Annotated in this window: 21 protein-coding genes; 6 read left to right on the forward strand and 15 right to left on the reverse strand. The window is 30.6% G+C overall.

All coding sequences use genetic code 11. The features are described 5' to 3' along the window. Nucleotides 1-33: 33 nt before the first annotated feature. Nucleotides 34-993: a bifunctional helix-turn-helix transcriptional regulator/GNAT family N-acetyltransferase gene (locus H3Z83_RS12995; protein WP_182123851.1), complete on the forward strand. Its 960-nt coding sequence runs from the start codon at nucleotides 34-36 to the stop codon at nucleotides 991-993. Between the two features lie 47 nt (nucleotides 994-1,040). On the opposite strand, the gene H3Z83_RS02250 is transcribed toward H3Z83_RS12995, so the two are convergent. Together H3Z83_RS02250 and aceB are read right to left on the reverse strand one after the other, a co-directional pair. After that, entirely contained in the window at nucleotides 1,041-2,660 is a 1,620-nt protein-coding gene (locus H3Z83_RS02250; RefSeq protein WP_182123852.1) for an isocitrate lyase, read from the reverse strand. 83 nt (nucleotides 2,661-2,743) lie between these two features. Beyond that, complete coding sequence (gene aceB / locus H3Z83_RS02255; protein ID WP_182123853.1) at nucleotides 2,744-4,339, reverse strand: malate synthase A; 1,596 nt, start codon at nucleotides 4,337-4,339, stop codon at nucleotides 2,744-2,746. Nucleotides 4,340-4,489: 150 nt separating this feature from the next. Between aceB and H3Z83_RS02260 the strand changes: the two genes are divergently transcribed. The 4 genes from H3Z83_RS02260 to H3Z83_RS02275 are packed head-to-tail and all read left to right on the forward strand — an operon-like array spanning nucleotide 4,490 to nucleotide 10,451. Then, nucleotides 4,490-5,968 (forward strand): helix-turn-helix domain-containing protein, encoded by a 1,479-nt coding sequence (locus H3Z83_RS02260; protein ID WP_182123854.1) that lies wholly within the window; start codon nucleotides 4,490-4,492, stop codon nucleotides 5,966-5,968. Nucleotides 5,969-6,028: 60 nt separating this feature from the next. After that, nucleotides 6,029-7,657 carry an acyl-CoA carboxylase subunit beta gene (locus H3Z83_RS02265; RefSeq protein WP_182123855.1) on the forward strand — a complete coding sequence of 543 codons (1,629 nt, stop codon included), beginning with the start codon at nucleotides 6,029-6,031 and terminating at the stop codon, nucleotides 7,655-7,657. Nucleotides 7,658-7,680: 23 nt separating this feature from the next. Continuing rightward, complete coding sequence (locus H3Z83_RS02270; RefSeq protein ID WP_182123856.1) at nucleotides 7,681-9,678, forward strand: DUF3352 domain-containing protein; 1,998 nt, start codon at nucleotides 7,681-7,683, stop codon at nucleotides 9,676-9,678. A 56-nt stretch (nucleotides 9,679-9,734) separates the two neighbouring features. Further along, nucleotides 9,735-10,451: a YebC/PmpR family DNA-binding transcriptional regulator gene (locus tag H3Z83_RS02275; RefSeq protein WP_182123857.1), complete on the forward strand. Its 717-nt coding sequence runs from the start codon at nucleotides 9,735-9,737 to the stop codon at nucleotides 10,449-10,451. A gap of 102 nt (nucleotides 10,452-10,553) precedes the next feature. Here H3Z83_RS02275 and H3Z83_RS02280 read toward each other — a convergent pair whose 3' ends face one another. The 3 genes from H3Z83_RS02280 to H3Z83_RS02290 form a co-directional block, all read right to left on the reverse strand. Further along, the gene (locus H3Z83_RS02280) at nucleotides 10,554-10,727 is read right to left on the reverse strand and encodes a hypothetical protein (RefSeq protein ID WP_182123858.1); all 174 of its coding nucleotides are present in this window, start codon (nucleotides 10,725-10,727) and stop codon (nucleotides 10,554-10,556) included. Nucleotides 10,728-11,120: 393 nt separating this feature from the next. After that, nucleotides 11,121-11,264, reverse strand: a complete 144-nt coding sequence (locus tag H3Z83_RS02285) for a hypothetical protein (RefSeq protein WP_182123859.1) — start codon at nucleotides 11,262-11,264, stop codon at nucleotides 11,121-11,123. Nucleotides 11,265-11,764: 500 nt separating this feature from the next. Beyond that, entirely contained in the window at nucleotides 11,765-13,798 is a 2,034-nt protein-coding gene (locus H3Z83_RS02290) for a vWA domain-containing protein (RefSeq protein WP_182123860.1), read from the reverse strand. Between the two features lie 214 nt (nucleotides 13,799-14,012). Here H3Z83_RS02290 and H3Z83_RS02295 point away from each other — a divergent pair, with 214 nt between their 5' ends. Continuing rightward, the gene (locus H3Z83_RS02295) at nucleotides 14,013-14,291 is read left to right on the forward strand and encodes a hypothetical protein (RefSeq protein WP_182123861.1); all 279 of its coding nucleotides are present in this window, start codon (nucleotides 14,013-14,015) and stop codon (nucleotides 14,289-14,291) included. On the opposite strand, the gene H3Z83_RS02300 is transcribed toward H3Z83_RS02295, so the two are convergent. From H3Z83_RS02300 to H3Z83_RS02345, 10 genes are all read right to left on the reverse strand, one after another. Next, complete coding sequence (locus H3Z83_RS02300; RefSeq protein ID WP_182123862.1) at nucleotides 14,279-15,340, reverse strand: AMP-binding protein; 1,062 nt, start codon at nucleotides 15,338-15,340, stop codon at nucleotides 14,279-14,281. The two genes, H3Z83_RS02295 and H3Z83_RS02300, sit on opposite strands and share 13 nt — an antisense overlap. Further along, a complete protein-coding gene (locus H3Z83_RS02305) occupies nucleotides 15,330-16,247 on the reverse strand; it encodes a CPBP family intramembrane glutamic endopeptidase (protein ID WP_182123863.1) in 918 nt (305 codons plus the stop codon). The genes H3Z83_RS02300 and H3Z83_RS02305 overlap by 11 nt, the downstream gene beginning before the upstream one ends. 3 nt (nucleotides 16,248-16,250) lie before the next feature. After that, nucleotides 16,251-17,288 carry an o-succinylbenzoate synthase gene (locus H3Z83_RS02310; RefSeq protein ID WP_182123864.1) on the reverse strand — a complete coding sequence of 346 codons (1,038 nt, stop codon included), beginning with the start codon at nucleotides 17,286-17,288 and terminating at the stop codon, nucleotides 16,251-16,253. Then, nucleotides 17,285-17,800 (reverse strand): SRPBCC family protein, encoded by a 516-nt coding sequence (locus H3Z83_RS02315; protein ID WP_182123865.1) that lies wholly within the window; start codon nucleotides 17,798-17,800, stop codon nucleotides 17,285-17,287. The genes H3Z83_RS02310 and H3Z83_RS02315 overlap by 4 nt, the downstream gene beginning before the upstream one ends. A gap of 5 nt (nucleotides 17,801-17,805) precedes the next feature. Next, nucleotides 17,806-18,483, reverse strand: a complete 678-nt coding sequence (locus tag H3Z83_RS02320; protein WP_182123866.1) for a metal-dependent hydrolase — start codon at nucleotides 18,481-18,483, stop codon at nucleotides 17,806-17,808. 27 nt (nucleotides 18,484-18,510) lie between these two features. Continuing rightward, nucleotides 18,511-19,443, reverse strand: a complete 933-nt coding sequence (gene menA / locus H3Z83_RS02325; protein WP_182123867.1) for a 1,4-dihydroxy-2-naphthoate octaprenyltransferase — start codon at nucleotides 19,441-19,443, stop codon at nucleotides 18,511-18,513. 58 nt (nucleotides 19,444-19,501) lie between these two features. Then, complete coding sequence (locus H3Z83_RS02330; RefSeq protein WP_182123868.1) at nucleotides 19,502-20,281, reverse strand: (Fe-S)-binding protein; 780 nt, start codon at nucleotides 20,279-20,281, stop codon at nucleotides 19,502-19,504. Between the two features lie 61 nt (nucleotides 20,282-20,342). Beyond that, nucleotides 20,343-21,659, reverse strand: a complete 1,317-nt coding sequence (locus H3Z83_RS02335) for a 4Fe-4S dicluster domain-containing protein (RefSeq protein WP_182123869.1) — start codon at nucleotides 21,657-21,659, stop codon at nucleotides 20,343-20,345. 42 nt (nucleotides 21,660-21,701) lie between these two features. Then, nucleotides 21,702-22,667, reverse strand: coding sequence for an MlaD family protein (locus H3Z83_RS02340; protein ID WP_182123870.1), 966 nt, complete (start codon nucleotides 22,665-22,667; stop codon nucleotides 21,702-21,704). Between the two features lie 65 nt (nucleotides 22,668-22,732). Further along, nucleotides 22,733-23,983 (reverse strand): N-acetylmuramoyl-L-alanine amidase family protein, encoded by a 1,251-nt coding sequence (locus H3Z83_RS02345; protein ID WP_182123871.1) that lies wholly within the window; start codon nucleotides 23,981-23,983, stop codon nucleotides 22,733-22,735. Between the last annotated feature and the right edge of the window lie 22 nt (nucleotides 23,984-24,005).

Raw genomic sequence — 24,005 nt, forward strand, 5'->3', positions numbered from 1 at the left:
AAGTGCTTATATAATTAATTATAGTAATATATTATGGATGCTTTAAAAGGGTTTGGAGAAATCGGGATGGGTTCTCGATTAAAGAGAGTAAGTGAATATATGATGAGAGAAACTCAACTTGTATACAATAAGTATAATATTGATTTTGACCCCTACTTATTCCCAACTTTTAAGATTATTAAAAACAAAAACGGAGTTACGAACTCTGAAATTACTGCTAGCCTTCAAATATCTCAACCCGCTACGACACAGGCGATCAATAAACTTTTAAAAAAAGAATTAATTTTTTTAAAAGAAGATAAAATTGATAAACGAAAAAAAGTAATCGTTCTTTCTAAAAAAGGAAGAGAGCTTATACAAAATGTAACTCCGATTTGGGATAGTATAGAACAAACTATAAAAAACTACACCAACATTACATCAAACTCTTTAGTTGAGCACTTAAATATATTAGAAGAAAAATTTAATACCAAAGCTTTTAGCAAAGCTATCATAGAACACATACAAATGAATACTATAAAAAAACACAACCTAGAAATTGAAGAATTTAAAAAAGAGTATGCTTCTTCTTTTTACGATTTAAACATCGAATGGCTAAAAACTTTCTTTTACGTTGAACCTTATGACGAAGAAGTATTAAGTAACCCTGATAGATATATTATTGATAAAGGAGGACATATTTTTTTCGCGAAACTAAATAATGAAATTGTAGGCACAGTAGCATTAATGCCTATGAAAGAAAAGAATGTTTACGAACTAACTAAAATGGCTGTTTCTCCTAAACATCGAGGTTATAAAATTGGACAGCAATTAATGCAAAAATGTATTGATTTTGCCAAAGAACAAAGTTTTGATAAACTCGTTTTATACTCTAGTACAAAACTTGAAAATGCAATCTACATCTATAGAAAATATGGTTTTATAGAAATTCCTGTTGAAGAAAATTCCCCTTATGTTAGAAGTGATATTAAAATGGAATTAAAGACTAGTTAGAAAAAACTCCAGCATTCAGCTGGAGTTTTTTATTTTCAACTTTATACTTACACTACTTCTAATTCAATTTTTCTTACCTCTGTGGTCTCAAACTGATTAGAAGTGTTCTTTTCTCCACCAGCTTTTAAGGCTTTGTCTCCTGCAAAGAATGTTTTATGGTCATCACCTAAATCAGAACCTGCCATTCTTTGATGTTTTACACAAGACACTCCTTTTCTTATTTCTTGACGTTGTACTCCCTTAACATAAGCTAACATACCCTCTTCACCAAAATAACCTTCAGTTAAATCACTCATATGTAATGCTGTAGTATGGTAAGTTGGTAAAGTAATTAAATGATGAAATATTCCAGCTTCTCTAGCTCCATCCATTTGGAAGGTTCTGATTTTTTGATCTGCTAAATGGCATAATTCTGATCCGTCATATTGAGCATCCATTAAATTATTTCTATCATAAGCAGTCATATTTTCTCCCTCCTCTAACATTTCATCATAAGCTTGATTACGGAAATTCAATGTCCAGTTAAATGATGGAGAATTATTATAAACCAACTTCGCATTTGGAATTACTTTTCTCACTCGATTTACCATATGCGCAATTTGTTTTACGTTTGGCGTTGGCGTTTCTATCCATAGTAAATCTGCTCCGTTTTGAAGACTTGTAATACAATCTAATACTACTCTATTAATATTAGATCCGTCTTTAAACTTATATAATCCATTTGATAACCTTACAGGACGAACCAGTTTACCGTCTCTTTTTAACAACACATCATCTTCTCTAGCATTTTCAATAGCAATTTCTTCTGCTTCAACAAAAGCTAAATATTGAGATGCTAAATCTCCTGATTCTCGACTTACTGGTAGTTTTTGTGTAAGTCCTGCTCCTTCAGAATCCGTTCTAGCTACTATAATTCCATCTTCTATACCTAACTCTAAAAAAGCGTAACGAATCGCATTTAGTTTTGCTATAAAATCCTCATGTGGTACTGTTACTTTTCCATCTTGATGTCCACATTGTTTTGCATCAGAAACCTGATTTTCAATTTGAATTGCACAAGCCCCAGCCTGAATCATCTTTTTAGCCAATAAATAGGTAGCTTCTTCATTACCAAAACCAGCATCAATATCCGCAATAATTGGTACAATATGAGATTCAAAATTATCTATTTCATCCTGCATATCTTCTCCTTCTTCTAGTCTTCTAAATAAGTCATTCAACTCAATTGCATCTGCTTGACGTAAAAAATCATAAATCTCTTCAATAAGAGAAGACACCGCTGTTTTTTCATGCATTGATTGATCTGGTAATGGTCCAAATTCTGAACGCAATGCAGCTACCATCCAGCCTGAAAGATATAAATATCTTTTACTCGTTGTTTTATGATGTTTCTTTACTGAAATCATTTTTTGCTGGGCTACAAACCCATGCCAACAACCTAATGACTGCGTGTATTGTGAATTATCTGCATCATATGCCGCCATATCTTCTCTCATAATCGCTGCAGTATATTTAGCAATATCTAACCCCGTTTTAAAACGATTTTGAGTAACCATTCTTGCTGCACTCTTTGGGTTTATTGCATTCCATGTGCTCCCATACTTTTTCTTTAAAGTTTTTACAGTTTCTAAGGCTGAACTATAACTTCCTTGAGCTAAATTTTTCATAATTTTGTGTTGTTAAATAAGTTATTGATTTTGTTAATAGCTTACCCCTTTAAATGTTGCCGCATTTTTAGGGGCTTTTTTATTTATAAATATTGATATGCTGGCAAGGTTAAAAACTCTACAAACTCTTCATTAAGAATTAGATTATCAAATAATTCAATTGCAGTTTCAAACTTTCCTTTAGCATATCTTTCATCTCCTACATAGTTTTTAATTTTTTGGATTTCTTCTTTTTTGTATTGCTCATACATATCTTTTGTAAACCTTCTACCATCTTCTAACAAAACTTCTTTATGCAACCATTGCCAAACTTGAGTTCTTGAAATCTCTGCAGTCGCTGCATCTTCCATTAAATTGTACAAAGCTGCTGCCCCTTGCCCCATTAACCAAGATTCTATGTATAAAATTCCAACATTAATATTATCCCTAATTCCTTCTTCTGTAATAGTTCCTTTTGGCAATTCAACTAACTCACGCTCAGTAATTGATAATTCTTCTAATTTTTTATCTATCTGATTCGCATTTGGCATCGCTTCATTAAATACATCCATAGCTACTTTTACCAATCCTGGGTGCGCTACCCATGTACCATCGTGCCCATTTTTTGCTTCTTGTAATTTATCATTATATACTTTTTTGAAAGCCAACTTATTTGCCTCTTCATTATTTCTCACAGGAATTTGCGCTGCCATACCTCCCATAGCATGTACACCTCTTCTATGACATGATTGTATTACGCGTAGCGAATAGGCTTTCATAAAAGGACTACTCATTGTAACTTGAGCTCTGTTTGGTACAATAAAACTTTTATGATTTCTAAATTTTTTGATATATGAAAAGATATAATCCCAACGACCACAGTTTAAACCAACCATATGATTTCTTAACTCATAAATAATTTCATCTAACTGAAAACTAGCAGTAATTGTTTCAACAAGCACAGTAGCTTTTATTGTTTTTTGAGACACTCCTAAATAATCTTGAGCAAATACAAATACATCATTCCACCAACGAGCTTCTTTATAATGTTCTAACTTTGGTAAGTAGAAGTAAGTTGCACTTCCTTTTTTTAACAATGCTTCAATATTGTGAAAGAAATACAATCCAAAATCTACTAAAGAAGCTGACATTTCTTTTCCTTCTATAACAAAGTGTTTTTCATTTAAATGCAATCCTCTAGGTCTCACCAATAAAGTTGCTATATCTTCATTTAATTGATATGTTTTATCCTTCTTTTCGTTATAAAAAGAAATGGTTCTGTTTACTGCATCTCTTAAATTTACTTGTCCATCTAAAACATTAGCTAGAGTTGGTGAATTACTATCTTCAAAATCAGCCATAAATGTTTTAGCCCCAGAATTCAAAGCGTTGATAATCATTTTTCTCTCAACAGGTCCAGTAATCTCCACTCTACGATCTAATAAATCTTTTGGTAATGCTGCACATTTCCAATCACTTTCTCTAACAGCTTTTGTTTCTTCTGGAAAACTTGGATAATACCCTGCATCGAAATAAGCCTGTTCAATTACTCTTTCTTCTAATAACTGATATCTCTCTGCATCAAATTTTTCATGAAGCCGAATTAAAAATGCTTTAGCCTCATCTGTTAAAACACTTTTATACTCAACTTCATCAAAACCATTAAATTGAATTCCTTTAACTAAAACATCCTGATTCATAATAACTTATTTTTAATTATTGACACTTCAATATTATAAAAAAGAACTCAAAACAAAAAGCGAACGTTCGCTAAATTTATAATTTTAGCTAATTTTTATTAATTCGCTAATTTTTATACCTTTGAATTGCGAATCTTTTAATAAAATAATTTGGAAGAAGAATACATTAGACTTGTTTTTGGTTTAAAACTAAAACAAATACGAACCGATAAAAACCTATCACTCTTTGGATTAGCCAAACTAACAGGCTTATCTAAATCGTATTTAAATGAAATTGAAAAAGGAAAAAAATACCCTAAAACAGATAAAATTGTAATTCTTTCTGAAAAACTAGAGGTTCCTTACGACCATTTAGTTTCTTTAAAACTTGATAAGAACCTTGCCCCTATCGGTGAAATTTTGCAATCTAAAATTTTAAAAGAAATTCCTTTAGAGTTATTCGGCATTAAAGAAAACAACTTAATTGATATTGTTGCCAATGCTCCAGCTAAAGTAAACGCCTTTATAAGTACGATTATAAAAATTTCTCAAAATTATAATTTAACTAAAGAAAGTTTCTTCTTAGCTTCTTTACGATCTTACCAAGAAGCCCACAATAATTATTTTGAAGATATTGAAAACAATGCCGTTGCTTTTGCAAAAGCATACCACATCAACCTTGAAAACCCTATTAAATATAAAGATTTAGAAGATATTTTAATTGAAGAATATGGATATACCATAAATAAAGAGGAGCTATCTAAACATCAAAAGTTATCAGAATTAAGAAACATCTTTATTCCTAAAAATAAGACGCTACTTATTTATAATAATATCAACGAAGCTCAAAAAACCTTTATCTATGCAAAAGAAATAGCCTATAACTATTTAAATATTGAGAATAGATTATATACTTTTCCTTGGATTAAGTTTGAAAGTTTTGACCAAGTTTTAAATAATTTCATTGCTTCTTATTTTGCAGGAGCATTAATCATCCCAAAGGATAATATTACGAAGAAACTGACTCATTTATTTTCGCAACAAGAATGGCAACCGATTCAACTACATAAAATTATAAAAAGCTTTAATTGCTCAGATGAAACTTTTTACCAACGCTTAACCAACATATTACCTAAGTTTTTTAATATTAAAAACTTGTTCTTTTTACGTTTTACACATAAAGAAAACTCCCCTATTTTTAAACTAACAAAAGAGCTACACATTACACAACAACAGGCTCCACACGCAAATAGAAATAATGAGCATTATTGTAGACGATGGGTTTCTTTAAAAACTATTAATAACTTAGAGGAAGTTTCTGAAAAAAAATCAGCATACGGAATTCAAATATCTTCTTACGAAAACTCTAAGAACGAATATTTAGTTCTTTCTGCCGCTACTTCCGATCCTTTTAAAGAAAAAATAAATCGTAGTGTTAGTTTAGGTATGCTACTATCACCACACTTAAAAAAGAAACTTCAGTTTTTAAAAGAGGATACTTTTAAAAAGAAAACAGTAGGTGTTACCTGCGAATCTTGCAACATTCAAAACTGTAAAGAACGTGTTGCTGAACCTAGGGTTTTAAATAAAGAATTAAGAAACAAGGAAATTGAAAAAGCAGTAGAAAACATCATACAATCCTATAGCTAAACACCTTGTTTTCTACACTGTTTTTCTTATTTTAGCAATCGCAAAAACAAATAACTCACAATGGATCTTAACTTCAATAAAAACGAAGACCACAATAAACTTTTAGCATCAGATTTACGTACACGCTTTGCCAAAGTAAAATTAGGTGGCGGACAAAAACGTATTGATAAACATCACGAAAAAGGAAAATTAACTGCAAGAGAACGAATAGACTATCTTTTAGATAATGACTCTAAATCTATAGAAATTGGAGCTTTTGCTGGAGATGAAATGTACAAAGAGCACGGAGGATGCCCTTCTGGTGGAGTTGTAGTTAAAATAGGATATGTTAGCGGAAAGCAATGTATTGTTGTTGCCAATGATGCAACCGTAAAAGCTGGAGCTTGGTTTCCAATTACTGGAAAAAAGAATTTAAGAGCTCAAGAAATATCTATAGAAAATAAACTTCCAATTATTTACTTGGTAGATTCTGCGGGTGTTTATTTACCAATGCAAGATGAAATTTTCCCTGACAAAGAACACTTTGGAAGAATTTTTAGAAACAATGCAGTAATGAGTAGTATGGGAATTACGCAAATTTCTGCCGTTATGGGAAGCTGCGTTGCAGGTGGTGCTTACTTACCAATTATGAGTGACGAAGCTTTAATTGTTGATAAAACAGGTAGTATTTTCTTAGCTGGTAGTTATTTAGTTAAAGCCGCTATTGGAGAAAGTATAGATAACGAAACTCTTGGAGGTGCAACTACACATTGTGAAATTTCTGGAGTTACCGATTATAAATCTAAAGATGATAAAGATGCTTTAGATACCATTAAAAATTTAATGGATAAAATTGGAGGTTACGACAAAGCTGGATTTAATAGAAAAGAGTCTTTTCCTCCAAAAGAAAATGAAGAAGATATTTTTGGAATTCTTCCAAGAGAAAGAAATGCGCAATACGACATGTTAGAGATTATTAATCGTCTGGTTGATAATTCTGAATTTGAACAATACAAAGAAGGTTACGGGCAAACAATTATAACTGGTTACGGACGTATAGATGGATGGGCAGTTGGTATTGTTGCCAATCAACGAAAATTGGTGAAAACTAAAAAAGGAGAAATGCAATTTGGTGGAGTTATCTATAATGACTCTGCTGATAAAGCAACTCGTTTTATTGCGAATTGTAATCAGAAAAAAATACCGTTAGTATTCTTACAAGATGTTACTGGGTTTATGGTAGGTTCTAAATCTGAACACGGAGGAATTATAAAAGACGGAGCTAAAATGGTAAATGCTGTTAGTAACTCTGTGGTACCTAAATTCACAATCGTTATTGGAAACTCTTACGGTGCAGGAAATTATGCTATGTGCGGTAAAGCTTACGACCCTAGGCTAATTGCTGCATGGCCAAGTGCAGAGTTAGCTGTAATGAGTGGTAATTCAGCAGCTAAAGTTTTATTACAAATAGAAACTGCATCATTAAAAAAGAAAGGCGAAGAAATTACTCCTGAAAAAGAAGCTGAGTTATTCGATAAAATAAAATCACGTTACGATAATCAAATCTCTCCTTATTACGCAGCTGCAAGAATTTGGACAGATGGAGTTATCAATCCGTTAGATACAAGAACTTGGATTTCTATGGGAATTGAAGCTGCAGACCATGCTCCGATAGAAAAGAAGTTTAACTTAGGTGTTATTCAAGTATAAATAAAACAACAGCATCTTTAGCTATGAATAAAAAAATTATATGGGCGATAGTTATCTTCCTTTTTGGATTTATTCTTTATCAAACGTATATTTTTACATTAGCTGATGAAGACAATATCAATCCTATATATCTTATACCTAAAGATGCTGCAATTATTTTACAAACCGAAAGACCAATTGATACTTGGGATGAAGTAAATTCCAGCCCAATATGGCATCATTTTAGAACTAATCATTACTTTAAAGAAGCCACAAAAAATCTTGATGGATTTAATAAACTTTTCAAAGACCAAAAAGAAGTTATAGATTTTATTGGCGAAAGAGATTTATTAATTTCAATACATACTTACAAGCCAAAAAAATATGGTTTATTATATGTCGTAGATCTTCAAAAATTATCAAAACTTCGCTTTTTAAAGAGTGCTATCCAAAAACTTACGGACAATAATTTTAAAGTTACTCAAAGAAAATATAGAGAGCATGAAATTATAGAACTCTACAATAAAAAAGATAGAGAAACGCTATACTTAAGCTTTGTAAAAAACCAATTAATAGCTTCTTATACGCATGTGTTAGTTGAACAATCTATAGACCAATACAAAACGCCAACTATTGGTAGAGATCTTAATTTTATTGAAGTAAAAAAAGAAACCGATACAGATGGTTTTTTTAATGTATATGTACAATATCAGTACTTAGATGTATATTTATCTTGCTTTACAAATCCAAATAATCTTAAAGACTTTAAAAACGTAAAAGACGCTTTATTTTATTCTGGTTTCGACATTTCTATTATAGAAGGTGTTACTTTACAAGCTGTAGGTTATACAAACGTAAATCAAACTCCTCAAAGTTTTTTAAAAGCGATTCAGAAATCTGGAAAAGGAAAGCGATCTATCGCTAAAATTGCTCCTAGAAACACATCCCTTTACCTTAGTTTTGCTTTTGAGAGTTTTGAAGAATTCCACAATAATCTTGATGAATTAGAAAAAGAGAATCCTTCTACATTTGAAAGCTACACCAATCAAATTAATGAAATAGAGAAACAATTAAATATTGATTTTAAAAAACATATTTATAGTTGGATTGGTAATGAGATTGGTTTGTTACATTTTAACTCTGAGCTTTCTAGAAATAAAAAAGACATTGCTGCTGTAATAAAGGCTGATGACATTGATGACGCAAAAGAAAACCTTCAACATATACTTTCAAAAATAAAAGAAAACACTCCTTTGAAATTTAAGCAAATAAACTACAAAGGGTTTCCAATACATTATTTCGATTTAAAAGGATTTTTTAAAATGTTAGCAGGTAATACGTTTGCTAAAATGGAGAAACCGTATTTTACAATTATTGATGATTTTGTAATATTTAGTAGTAGTCCAAATACATTAAAAGAGATCATCAATAATAATTTAATAAACTACACTTTATCAGAATCTGAAAGATTCGATGACTTTAATTATCATTTCGAAAATAAATCTAGCGTCTTTGCATATGCCGAAACTGCCAACTCTTATAATGATTTATTAAGCTTATTAGATACTAAAACAAAACAACAGCTAAGAAGTAATAAAAACTATTTCAATTCTTTTTCTCAAGTAGGGATACAACTTATATCCACTGGAGATTTATTTAAAAGTAACATTACTCTTTCTTACCAATCTCCTGAAGAATTAGCTATTCATCAGAAAAAAGAAACCGCATTAAAAAAAGAACTGTATAAAAAATTGATTCCAGAAAAAGATTCAATCATTAAAGAAACATCTGAAACAATTTTTAACATACAAGCTATTCATCCTTCAGATTTAAGCGCAAAAGAGTATAAAGAGTATTACGATAATAAAAAATTAAAATTTAACGTTGAGTTAGATAACGGAACTTTAGATGGTGATTTTAAACTATATTATCCTAGCGGTAATTTAAAACTTAAAGGACAGTTTAAAAACGGAAAACAATCTGGCACTTGGCGTGCTTATAGTGACGATAAAGGAAAACAAATTTTCAAGAAAAGATTTTAATTGTAAATATTTATGGCTTTGTTTACATTTGCCATTACGAAATAAAATAACAAGAAATGGGTAGAGCATTTGAATTTAGGAAAGCAAGAAAAATGAAGCGTTGGTCGGCGATGGCAAAAACATTTACCAGAATTGGTAAAGACATTGTTATGGCGGTTAAAGATGGTGGTCCTAATCCAGAAACTAACTCTCGTTTAAGAGCTGTAATACAAAATGCTAAGGCTGCCAACATGCCTAAAGACAATGTTGCGCGTGCTATAAAAAAAGCAACAGATAAAGACACTGCTAACTATAAAGAAACCTTATTTGAGGGATATGCACCTCATGGAATTGCAGTAGTTGTAGAAACAGCAACCGATAACAATAACAGAACTGTTGCCAATATTCGTGCAGCTTTTAATAAGTGTGATGGTAATTTAGGAACTTCTGGTTCGGTAGTTTTTATGTTCGACCATGTATGTAACTTTAGAATTAGCGAAGAAAGTTTAAAAATGGATTTAGAAGAGTTCGAATTAGAAATGATTGAATTCGAAGTTGAAGAAGTTTTTAAAGATGAAGATGGTATTTTAATCTATGCTCCTTTTGAGCAAAATGGTTCTATTCAAAAATATTTAGAAGATAATAATATTGAAATTTTATCTTCTGAGTTTGAAAGAATCCCTACTACAACAACAAAACTTACCGAAGAGCAACAAGCTGATGTTGAAAAGCTTTTAGAAAAACTAGAAGAAGACGATGATGTGAATAATGTTTACCACTCTTTAGAGATGTAGAAAGTTTTTATTTCTAATAAACTAATTAAGCGGACTTCGGTTCGCTTTTCTTTTGCTTATATTCTTCATTCTACAATTTAATTTTTTCTGGAATTATTATATTTACCAAATGATAAAAAAAATATTTGGTGTTTTCTTAATTTTATTAGGTACACTTCTTTTAGGTATATTATTATTGTCAATTCCTGATTTTTTTGGATACTGCATTTTATTAACTAGTTCATTTCCTTCTGAAAACTTCATTAAAGGTGTTGTAGGTATTAGTTTTATAATCATTTTCTCTTTATTATGTTTCTTGTCATTTCGTTTTGGAATTAGATTGATAAAAAAGAAATAACTACAGTTATTTGTTAATTTTAGTTAAGTAAGGTTCTGCCTTACTTTTATTACGGTTTTTTCTTATCATTCTTATTTTTTACTTTTTAGATTTGAGAAATTTAAAACTCATATTATGTTAAAGAACATTTTAAAATTAGGTTCAACTTTGAACAAAAATGAACAGCAATCAATTAAAGGGGGTAATAATAATGACTGCGATGGTTGTTATGACAGATATGGCATATGCGTACCTTTTTCAGAGATGTTTGAAATCCCTGAATCTTGTGATAATTATTAACTTATTTATAAGCGAGCTTCGGTTCGCTTTTTTTTCATCCTTCATTCTACTGTTTAAAAATGTTTATCTAATATTTCAGTTGCTTCCCAACATTCATTGCAAAACCAATTTGCATCTTCTTGATCTTGCCTCATCTTTTCTATATCAAAATTCTTTTGACAACATTCACATTTTTGTAATTCTTTATTTCTACTCATAATTCTACAGTTTTGTAACTACTTAAAGTTACTCTGCTACTCTATTTTAAACTCCTCTTTGGCTTTTCATTTCAAAAGAAAATCTTTCTCTTTTTTAATATTAATAACCAACACAAAAACCTTCTACCTATAGAGAGTTTCCATAATCAAAATTCTTAAAATCAGTTAATTAAGTTATAATATTTAGTTAAACAAGGTGTAAACATGTAACATAACTACATGAAATACTGTCTATTAAGCATAACCACCTAAAACTATTTATTATGATAAGCAACAGAACAATTAGAAGATTAAAAGATTTAACCGCACATTCTAAAAAAATAATTTGGAATAGCAGAAGAAATTACAATCACAGATACAGAATTACATTATTTAGTTAACCAAGTAGTATTTTGTTTTACATGTAAGCGTTTTAAGTTGATTTAATTATTCAGTTTATCATAATTATAGTACAAATAAACTCCAATAAAAAAAATCCAGCAATTGCTGGATTTTCTATTTTATAATGATTTTACTAACCTAACAAACTCTTTTCTATATCCATTTTCATCATTCAAGCTCCCAGAATTCGCAAGTTTTAAAACATCTTTCTTTTTTGCATTATTCGTAAATGCTGATTTTTTTAATTGCATTCCGAACAAAGCGACTGAGGCTATAAATTTCATATCATCTGATGCATTTATAGTTACATCCTTCATTACTTTTACAATCTCTTTACTTACACTTTTAGATGGTTCTTTATACCTAAACTTTACCGTTAGCAATTCCTCGTTATACTTATCCTGATTATTATTTTTTGTATACTTTAATTTAGGAATGTTTTTTAAATATTTACTTTCTACCCCTACAGGAACTACTTCATATAGTGCAGTAACAGTATGCCCACTACCTAACTCTCCTGCATCTTTAGTATCATCAACAAAATCCTCATCGTTTAACAAACGGTTTTCATAGCCTATTAATCGATATGCTTGTACTTTTTTAGGATTAAACTCTACTTGAATTTTAACATCTTTCGCTATTATAAATAGCGTTCCCCCGAATTCTTTACCAAACACTTTTTGCGCTTCTTGCATAGTATCTATATAAGCATGATTTCCGTTACCTTTATCTGCTAAAACCTCTAATTTATCATCCTTATAATTTCCATAACCAAACCCTAACACTGATAAAAACACTCCGGATTTTCTTTTTTCTTCAATCAACTCCTCCATTGCTTTATTGCTAGAAGCGCCAACATTAAAATCTCCATCTGTTGCCAAAATAACGCGGTTGTTTCCGTTTTTAACAAAATTCTTTTTTGCTAATTTATACGCTAACTCTATACCTCTACCTCCAGCTGTAGAACCTCCTGCTTCTAAATTATCTAAGGCTTTTAAAATTCTGTCTTTATTGTTTCCACTAGTAGGTTTTAATACAACTCCAGCGGCTCCAGCATAAACAACGATAGATACTCTATCTTTTTCTCTTAATTGATTCGTTAATAATTTAAAAGCCTTTTTTAATAATGGTAATTTATTTGAGGAACCCATTGATCCAGAAACATCAATTAAAAAAGTAAGATTAGATGCTGGCAGATTTTCTTGCTTATACTCTTTTCCTTGCAAACCAATTCTAACCAATTTTGTATTGCTATTCCAAGGTGTTTTTACCAATTCAGTATTAATAGAAAAAGGATGTTCGTCTTGTGGCTGCGGATAATTATAATCGAAGTAATTAATCATTTCTTCTATTTTAACAGCATCTGATGGAATTTTTTGTCCATTGTTAATCATTCTTCTAATATTACTATAAGAAGCCTTATCAACATCAATAGAAAAAGTTGACAATGGTGAAGTATTTACATTTTTAAATTGGTTTTCGTAAATTCTTGCATAAGCATCTTCATCCTCAATTCTATAATTACCCTTTTTCGTTGTAATTACAATGCAACCATTTTTAGCTGATTCTCCAAAAAATCTTTTTGCTTTGTATGACTTATAAACGTTAACACTTTCTATTTCTTTACTATCTATATTCTTAATAATAGAATTATAATTAGACTTTATAGGAACTCCATCAATAATGTATAATGGTTTACTTAGATTACAACCAGAACAGTTTGTTCCTCTTATTCTAATATTTTTATTTACTGAAGAACCTCTTTGTAACTGATTACTTATTTTTTGATGTAGTTTATTTATCCGTTTAGGCTTTCTTGTAGAGCGACTAGAGATTCCATAGGCAGCAACAACCACTTCCTCTAAAAGGTTATCACCTTCCATTAGAACATTAACTATTGTTTTGTTTTTTATTTTAACTTTAGTGGTTTTCATTCCTACAAATGAAAAAACCAAAGTAGCTTTTTCAGATACTTTTAATGAGTATTTTCCATCAAAATCAGTTTCAGTTCCATTGGCAGTTCCTTTTTCCAAGACTGTTACTCCTGGTAAAGGTCCTGATTCATCAGAAACAATACCTGAAATCATTTTTGTTTGTCCATTCAATATTAACACACTGAATAATAAAATTGTAAAAGTTAGTTTTTTAAACATAGCTTATCGTTTTAAAGTTTAGAGTAAATCTATAGTTAACCTCTTTTATATAAAACCATAAATGAGTGAAGTGACCTTTTAAACAAGTAAAACAACTATTTTATTGAGTAACCTTATTAATTAAATTTTATCGGTAAACCACATTAATAACTGCGGATATCCCCTTTTAAATCAATAAATACAATTATAATTTTGTTGTAGAAAAAATAGAATTATGATAGAAACTGTTTTTAAAGCTTTAGTATTTAGAACTAAATATATTGAAGTAGATAATTTTATTAATGAAATAGCCGAAGAGCATTCGAATATTGAAGATGCTCACAATCAAGTAAAAGAGTCTTTAATAAAACTTGTGCTTTACAAGTTTATAAGTATTAAAGAAAAAGCACCTAAAGGAAGTTATGTTTTTAAAGAGCATAACTTTTATAAAGCTAGAGAAGTTGGAAGCATTGAAACATGGTTAGAACAGCAAAGGCATTATCAAGAAGCATAACATTTTTTCAATGTTTTTGTTCGCTGAATTTTCTTTGTTTCAGTCTCTATAAACTCATCTATAAAATAAACTTGCTTTGGTGTTTCGTATTTAGTTAAGTTTTTTATTGCACTAAAATCAATCAATTTCTGTTCTCCTTCAACTACTAAAACCAAACGCTCTCCTAAAACCTCATCTTGTACACCAGCTACAAAAAAGCGATTTGAGATTAGTGATGATAATTTCTCTTCAATCTTTTCTGGGTGTAATTTCACACCTCCTGAATTTATCACATTATCAAAACGCCCAAGCCATTCAAATGCTGTTTTAGAAACTATCTTAACTACATCGTTGGTTATAACTCTTTCACCTGACACTTTCGGAGCTTCGATTACCAAACAATTACGTGTATCTTGACTTATATCTACGTTTGGTAATAATTTATAGAAAGATTTAGATTGCTTCGTTCCTCGCAATGACGAAAAATTGTTCAACTTTTTAACTGCTATATGCGTAATTGTTTCTGTCATTCCGTAAGTAGCATATACTTTAGTTGGAATATTTTGAATCGCATCTATCAAATCGTTTGAAACTACTCCTCCACCAACAATTAACTGCTTCAGTTTATATAATTCGCTTAATGAATTACTTAACTGCAACGGAACCATTGCTGAAAAATCATAATGCTTTTCCAAATCTTTTAACGGGTTTGAAATAGCACCAACAACATCAAGCCTCCAACCTAAAGTTAAAGCTCTCACCAACATCATTTTACCTGCAATATAATCAGTAGACAAACACAATAAAGCGGTGGTGTTTTCTTTCAAATTGAAAAACTCGCCAGTTGCTAATGCTGAGTTTATCATAAACTCTTTTTTCAATTGAATCAATTTTGGCTTACCTGTAGACCCTGAAGTTTGTACAATTACATAATAATCTTCTTTAAACCAATCAGATAGAAATGAAAATATGGATTCATTAATTTCTTTAGAAAAACTTAAAAGCTCCTCTTTAGTTGTAAATGAAGTATCGTTTAATTTAAAACTTTTATGAAAACTATTACTCTTCAACAATAATCGGTTTTTCTATTTTTCCAAATAGTTTTTCTTTCCAGTTTTTCCAACCATATTTTTTTGATAATAGTAAAAGATATAATGGATATACAACAAAAACTGGAAGCATCATTAACAACAACAAACTAGGTTCTGAATGATCGATAAATAAAGCATCTGTTTGAAAAACTGCCCAATTAGAAGCAACCAATGTTGCTGCAACAATATTATTAATCGCATGAATTCCTAAAGCCAATTCCGTTCCTTCATCCATTAAAGTAATAATACCGAATAAGAAACCTGTACCTATGTAAAACACCATGATACTAGATCCTAATTTCGTAACTTCTGGATTTAAAATATGCATTACTCCAAAAAGTACTGAAGTAATAATTAAAGGAACCCATCTGTTTTTTGCTAAGATTCCGATTCCTTGCATTAAATAGCCCCTAAACAATAATTCTTCTAATGATGTTTGTATAGGAATTAATAACAACGAAATTATAAGTAAAAAGAAAAAAGGACCTGCTTTAAAATTCCAAACATAATCTTCTGGAGTTAAAAAATATCCTAAAGACAAAAATGCTATAGATATAAGTCCCCAAGAAAAGAAACCATAAAAAAATCGTTTCCAATCTACTTTATTCCTACTCGTTATCAATGATTTTATTGAACGTTGATGTAAAAATTTAACGAAGAGAAATAACAACACCAATAAAACAGCAAAAGGAATTAAATTCTCGATTAAAAAAATATTTTTATCTCCTTTAAAATCTTCCGTTTCATTCATCAATTCATCATATGCTTCTGGCATTAAAAAATAAAACATGAAGTTAAAAATAAACGGAGACATTACAACAAGAATCGTAATTAACCATTTCCAAAATTGATTTTCACCTTTATATGCTTGCTCTATAAAATTCATATCTTATAATTTAAAATCCCACTTTTTATTATTGTTATAACCTAAGCTTCCGTTTAATACTTCTAATGGACTCTCAAAATTATTGGTAAATAAACTACCTGTTCCTAGTCCTTGTGGCAACGGATTACCTAAAGTGTAGGTCCATTGCGCAATAGCATTTAAACCAATATTACTTTCTAAGGCAGAAGTTATCCAATTATCAGCTCTGTGTTTTTTGGCAATTTCAATCCATTCTTGACTTCCTTTAAAGCCTCCTACTAAACTTGGCTTTAAGATAATATATTGTGGTTTAATGGTATTGATACATTTCTCTTTGTCTTCTGATGAAAACACACCTATCAACTCTTCATCTAAAGCTATTGGCAACGGGGTTTTCTCACATAAACTTGCCATTTCTTGCCATTGCCCTTGTTTTATTGGCTGCTCAATAGAATGCATTTCTAATTCCGACAACCTTTCAAGCTTTTCTAAGGCTTTATTCGGAGTAAACGCTCCGTTAGCATCTACTCTTAATTCTATTTCTTTAGGGGAAAACTCTTTTCTTATAGATTTTAACAAATTGATTTCTGTATCAAAATCAATCGCGCCTATTTTCATTTTTATACAAGTAAACCCTGTTGATAATTTTTCTCTAATTTGGCTCTTCATGAAGTCCTTATCTCCCATCCAAATTAATCCATTGATAAAAATACTTTCTTTACTTTTTGTAAAATCAGAAGGAAATAACTCGAAAGGATTCTCTGATTCTAATGATAAAAAAGCTTGTTCTAATCCAAATTGAATAGACGGGAAGCGAATCGCTTCTGACAATAACTTTTCTAAACCTAAATTAATATTTTCACAAACCCACTTTAGTTTCTCTTCATAATCTGGTCTATCATCAGCACTTAAACCTCTAAACAAACCGCACTCTCCATAGCCTTGTTTACCATCTTTTTCAAGAACTATAAACCAAGTTTCTTTGGTTCGCAAAATTCCACGAGATGTTCCGCTTGCTTGCTTAAAATTTAAAATATATTTATGGTAGGTTGCTCTAATCAATTTTTCTCTACAGCTTCTTTAAATTTATTCATATAGCTTAAGCTCAAATCTTTAAGCGAGCCTTTAAAATATGGAAGTAAACATCCCATTAAAAAAGACTTACTATTTACCGAACAATGTTGCACTACTTTTGTACTATTACCATTGGCAATAAAATTATAGTCGTCAACTTTTATCATTTGATCAGAATCGAATTGAAAAGTCATTTTTTTATTTGGTATATAATCAATGATCTTTTCTTTCATCTCTATTTCTTGACCTTGATTTGTAACTACCATTTTATAAGTGCTACCAATAATCCCTTCTTTTTCCTCTATTGGATCGATAGATTTAACTTCTGGCAACCATTTTTTTCTCAACTCATCATTTTGAAAATCTTCAAAAACCTTTTCAATTGGCTTGTTAATTTCAACTTCGGCTGTATATTTTACATCTGTAACGATTAATCCCGTTAGCAAGAACATTACAATTAATGCGGTTACAATTCCTAAAACTATTTTTACCGCTTTCATATTTCTCATATAGTTATTGATTTTCCTATTTCTAAAATAGTTAATTCTTTATTAGCTTTCGAAAATTGACTTTTTGCGACTTCTGTATCTATTTCAATCGGAGGAAATGTATTGAAATGACATCCGATTACTTTATTGCATTCAACCAAATCAGCTGCAATAATTGCATCGTCAATTCCCATAGTAAAGTTATCTCCAATAGGAAAAATAGATGCTGTTAATTTTGTATTCATTGATATCAATTTCATATCCATTGTTACAGCAGTATCACCAGCAACATAAATAGATTTTTCTCCACTAGATATTACGAATCCTCCTGGTTGCCCACCATAACTTCCATCTGCAAAAGACGAAGTATGAATTGCATTTACGTATTTAGCAGAAAAAGTATCCGTTTTATAAGTTCCTCCATGGTTAACTGGATGTCCTTTTAAGTTTTTAGCACCGTAGTACATTACAATCTCGTAATTCGAAATTATGGTTGCTCCTGTACGTTCTGCAATTACCTCAACATCTAACACATGATCTTGATGTGCGTGTGTTAGTAAAATATAATCAGCTTTAACATCATTAATATTAATGTGAGATGCTAATGGATTTCCTGTAATAAATGGGTCAACCAATAAATGTGTTCCGTTTATTTCGATACCAAAACAAGCATGACCGTAAAATGTAATGTTCATATTATTTAAAGTTGGTTTCTATGCAATTTACAAAACTTGACCTAGTCCGAAAAGAATTGAAAATAAAAATGTACTTAAGGCTACCTTTTTTAATTCTCCATCTAACAAGGCTTCTTCTTTGTTTTTATAAACAAAAATCAAATGCTTTAGTAAAGGTAAATAAGCAATTATAAATAAAAATTGATACGGTGTTTTATAGTTGATTACAACATACAACATCGCAAATAAAAATGAAGCTATAATTAAATTATACTGGTATACTTTTCCAAATACTGCCCCCATTTTTACAACTAAAGTGTTTTTACCAGATTTAGCATCGTTTACTCTATCTCGCATATTGTTTAAATTCAACACAGCTGTACTTAATAACCCGATTGTAAAAGCTGGTAGAAAAACAGTGAGATTTAACTGTTTAGTGTAGAGAAAGTAAGTTCCTACAACTGCAAGTAAACCAAAGAATACAAAAACAAACACATCTCCAAACCCGCTATAACCATAAGCCGATTTACCTACAGTATATTTAATAGCCGCTATAATTGATGCAACTCCTAATCCAAAGAAGATTACAGAATATAAGAAATCGTCTTTTCCAAAAGCCACATAAATCAGTAATAAAGCTACCACTAAAGTTATCACTCCAGTTATAATCATTGTAGATTTCATTTGCTTTGGAGTAATAGCTCCTGAAGACACCATACGTGCTTCTCCTTCTCGATTATCATCAGTTCCCTTTATACCATCTCCATAATCGTTTGCAAAGTTTGATAATACTTGAAAACCTATGGTTGTTAATATTGCTAGCCAGAAAACATCAGAAGTCAACAAAATTGGATACTCTACACAATCTTCATAATTATTTTTAATAAAGTCTTCAAGCCCTAAAGCACCACCTACAATAATCCCTGAAACTGATAATGGAAGCGTTCTTAAACGAGCGGCTTTTATAAAGTTTTTAATCATTTTTATTCCATAAAAAAAGGAAGAGTAATTCTTCCTTTTATTTTTAAGTTATATACTCCTATAAATTATTTGCCTCAGCAATTAACTCTGCAATATCTTTTACAACAACTTGATCTTCTTTTAATTTGAATTTCACACCATCTGTCATCATGGTATTACAATATGGGCATCCAGTTGCAATAATTTGCGGGTTTGTCTCCAAAGCATCCTCTGTACGTAATACATTAATATCCATATCCCCTTTTTCTGGCTCTTTGAACATTTGTGCACCTCCTGCTCCACAACACAAAGCAGTAGATTTATTACGTTTCATCTCCGTCATTTTAACGCCTAAACGATTAATTAACTGACGTGGAGTTTCATATACATCATTCGCTCTACCTAAATAACAAGGATCGTGATAGGTAACTCGTTTTCCTTTTAAGTTAGTATCATCAATAGATAAACGACCATCCTGAATTAACTTACTAATGTATTGTGTATGGTGATATACTTTATACTTTCCTCCTAATCCTGGGTATTCATTTTTTATAGTATTAAATGAATGTGGATCGCAAGTAACTATTGTTTTTACTTCGTATGCATTTAAAACCTCAATATTGGTCATTGCTTGCATTTGAAACAAAAACTCGTTTCCTGCACGTTTAGCTGCATCACCTGTTGAACTTTCTTCGGTACCTAATACAGCAAAATCAACTCCTGCCATATCTAATATTTTCACAAACGCTTTGGTAATTTTTTTCGCTCTATCATCATAACTTCCTGCTGCGCCTACCCAAAACAACACTTCTGGTTGTTTTCCTTGAGCCATCATATCTGCCATTGTTGATACGTTCATAATCTTATATTGTTTAATTGTTGATATGCTTCTTATTTAACTTTTTAATTGATAGATAAAACTATTCGTCTTTCCAGTTTAATCTATCCATTTGGCTGTATTGCCAAGGTGCTCCGTTATTTTCAATATTCGTCATCATCATATTCAACTCTTGAGGAGCTGCAGACTCTTCCATTACTAAATAACGACGCATTTCCATAATGATTGATAACGGATCGATACCGATTGGACATTCTTGTACACATGCATTACAACTTGTACATGCCCATAATTCTTCTGGAGAAATATAATCGTTTAATAACTGCTTACCATCATCTTTAAACTCTCCTCCGTTAGCATCAATATTCTTACCTACTTCTTCTAAACGATCACGAGTATCCATCATAATTTTACGAGGTGACAACTCTTTACCTGTTAAGTTTGCAGGACATGAAGAAGTACAACGTCCACATTCGGTACACGTATATGCGTTCATTAACTGTACCCAGTTTAAATCTGTTACATCAGAGGCACCAAACTTTGCTGGCACTTCATCCTCTGCTCCTTCTTCTGGCATTGCATACGGATCTGCATCTGGATCCATCATCATTTTTACTTCGTTAGTTACTGCCTCTAAATTATCTAACTGCCCCTTAGGATCTAACTTCGCAAAGAAGGTATTAGGGAAAGCTAATAAAATATGTAAGTGTTTAGAATAGTATAAGTAATTTAAGAAAATTAAGATTCCTACAATATGTAACCACCAAGCAGTTTTTTCGATTGTATGTAACTCTTCATGTGAAAAACTACTAAACCAAGGAGCTATAAATTGTGAAACTACATTTCCTGCCCCAGCTTCTTGAAAATTAACATCGGTTGCATTCATTATTAAGAATAATGACATTAATACCATTTCAAAATATAAAATGATGTTTCCATCATTCTTTGGCCAACTAGTCATTTCTTTACTCCAAAAACGTTTTACTCTTTGAATATTTCTACGTAGCCAAAATATTATTACAGCTACAAAAACTAAAGCCGCTAATACTTCGAAATTACCAATTAAGAAACCATAAATGGTATCTCCTAAAATTGGTTGAAAAACACGGTGTGTACCAAATAAACCATCAATAACGATTTCTAGCATTTCGATATTGATTAAAATAAATCCTACATATACTACAATATGTAAAATTCCTGAAACTGGTCTACGCACCATTTTGTACTGACCTAAAGCAATTTTAGCCATGTTTTTCCAACGTTCAGGTTTCCTATCAGTTCTATCAATATCTTTTCCTAGCTTAATGTTTCTAATAAGCTTACGAACATTCATTACAAAATATCCAATTCCTGCAATTAAAATAAGTGCAAAAAAGATGTTTGGTACGTATTTCTCCATCGTTCTTTAATTATTAAGTTTTGTTAGTTTATTAATGTAAGCCTATTTATTACTTACATTTTTAGTGTTATTCTCTTCGTTAAATGGTTTTGCTTTTTTACCAAATAATGAAAAATGTACAAAGCGTTTAGGGTTTAATTTCATTTCACGTAATAATTCTTCCATTTCTTTAGATGCATTCGTTAAATTAGTATACATCTTATCATCTGTCATTAACTTACCTAAAGTTCCTTTACCAGACTTCATATTCGCTAATAAACCATTAACGTTTGCTAAAGTTGACTCTAATTTCTTAACTGTTTCCCCTAAATTTGATTTTGCTAAATCTTCTGAAACTTTCGAGAAATTATCAGTTATTTTTTTAGCATTTATTAATGTAGAATCTAGATTACTTTTATTATTTTCTAATAAACCATTAACTGAAGACAATGTTTTACGAACATCAGTAATAGTACCTTCTAATCCAGAGATACTTCTATTTAAACTTTTACGAGATTTTTCGTCTAGAACCTGATTTAATCCTATTAATAAAGAATCTGCTCCCACTAATACATTCTCAAGTTTTGCTTGAATAGGATTTAATTTTTCTCCTACCGAAGAAAAGATATCTGACTCCACTTCTCCTTTTAAGAAATCACCTGAAACAGCATTTTCTCCATCATATTTTGGAACGATTGCTAAATTTTGCCCGCCCATTAAACTTGCAGAGTAAATTTTAGCAATACTATTTTTTGAAAAGTTAAAATCGGTTGATAAAGAAATCTTAACTATTAGATTTCCTTTTTTCTCTGGAGAATTATTAAAAACTATTTGATCTACCTTACCTACTTTTAGTCCATTAATGGTTACCTGACTAGCTTCATTAAGCCCATTAATATTGTTGTATTCTACAAAAAAGTGTCGGCTACCAGCGCTAAATAAGTCTTGCCCCTTTAAGAAATTATACCCCCAAATAAATAAAGCAATAATAACTACAGCAACAATTCCTGTTTTAAGTTCTTTAGACATAAACATAATTTATACCAGCGAAAATACTAATAATTTTGTGAGTATAAATATAGAACTTCTCTAAATTAACGGTTTTTCAAGGCTTCTTTTATAGTTATTCTTTGCCCATCTTTAAAAGCAACAACCCAAGCATCTTTGTAACCAGTTTTTCTAACTTTGGTTAAAACCTTTTTAATTTCAAGAAAATCAGAAGTATTACCGTAGTAATATTTGTAGTAATCGTCTATAAACATAGACTCTACATTTTTTAATCCTTTAAAGTTGAAATTACTCTCATCTAAATATTTTTTTGATGCTGCTATCTGTACTTTAAACTCAACTACTGAAATCGCCTTCTTTTTAACCTTTGGTGATTTTTTTACAGGAGCCTTAACAACAATTTTCTTAGGAGTTCTCTTAATTTCTTTTTTTGCTACTACAACTTCCTTCGTCTCCGTCTTCTTTGGAGGAGTTTTTTTAACTATTGGTTTTGTTATTTTAGGAGTTGGCTTCTTTTTAGTAACAGCAACTGCATTATTTACATCGTTTAATTTTACACCTTGAATATATTTTTTAATAGCTTTTGCAATTGCTTTAGCCATTTTTATTTGACCAGATCGAGTATTTAAAAACCGCCCTTCAGCTTTATTCGTTAAAAAACCTAACTCTATTAAAACACTTGGCATTACGGTTTCTCTTAATACTAAAAAATTAGCTTGTTTAACTCTTCTATTATTTCTTTTAAGTGAAACAAAATTTTCTTGAACTATACTAGCAATTCCCAAGCTATTATCAAGGTTTTCATCTTGAAGTACCGATAATCCAATAACTGATTCTGGAGAATTTGGGTCATAATCATAGTTTTGCTGATAATTATCTTCATATAAAATTGCAGCATTTTCTTTCCTCGCTATTTCTAAATTTTCTTTATTTCCGCTTAACCCTAAAACAAAAGTGCTTGCTCCATGGGGTGATTCTTTTGTAAAAGCATCACAATGAATCGACACAAATAAGTCTGCTTTTTTACTATTCGCAATTTTTGCTCTGTTATGTAACTCTACAAAAACATCTTTCTTACGAGTGTAAACAACATTAATATCTTTTGCAGTTAACAATTCTCTTCCTACATCTAAGGCTACTTGTAAGGCTATTTTCTTTTCTCTATAGCCATTACCAATATTACCAGAATCTTTTCCGCCATGACCAGCATCTAAAACTACAGTATACTTTTTTTGCGCTGATACTTCAACAGAAAAGCTAAAAAAAACACAAAATGTTATAAAAAAAATAAAGGATAATTTCGAGAGATTATATTTACAGGATTTTAAGAATTGCATCAATAAAATTTAACTATTTTTG

It is taken from the genome of Tenacibaculum pelagium (genome assembly GCF_014062345.1).
GTDB lineage: Bacteria > Bacteroidota > Bacteroidia > Flavobacteriales > Flavobacteriaceae > Polaribacter > Polaribacter pelagius.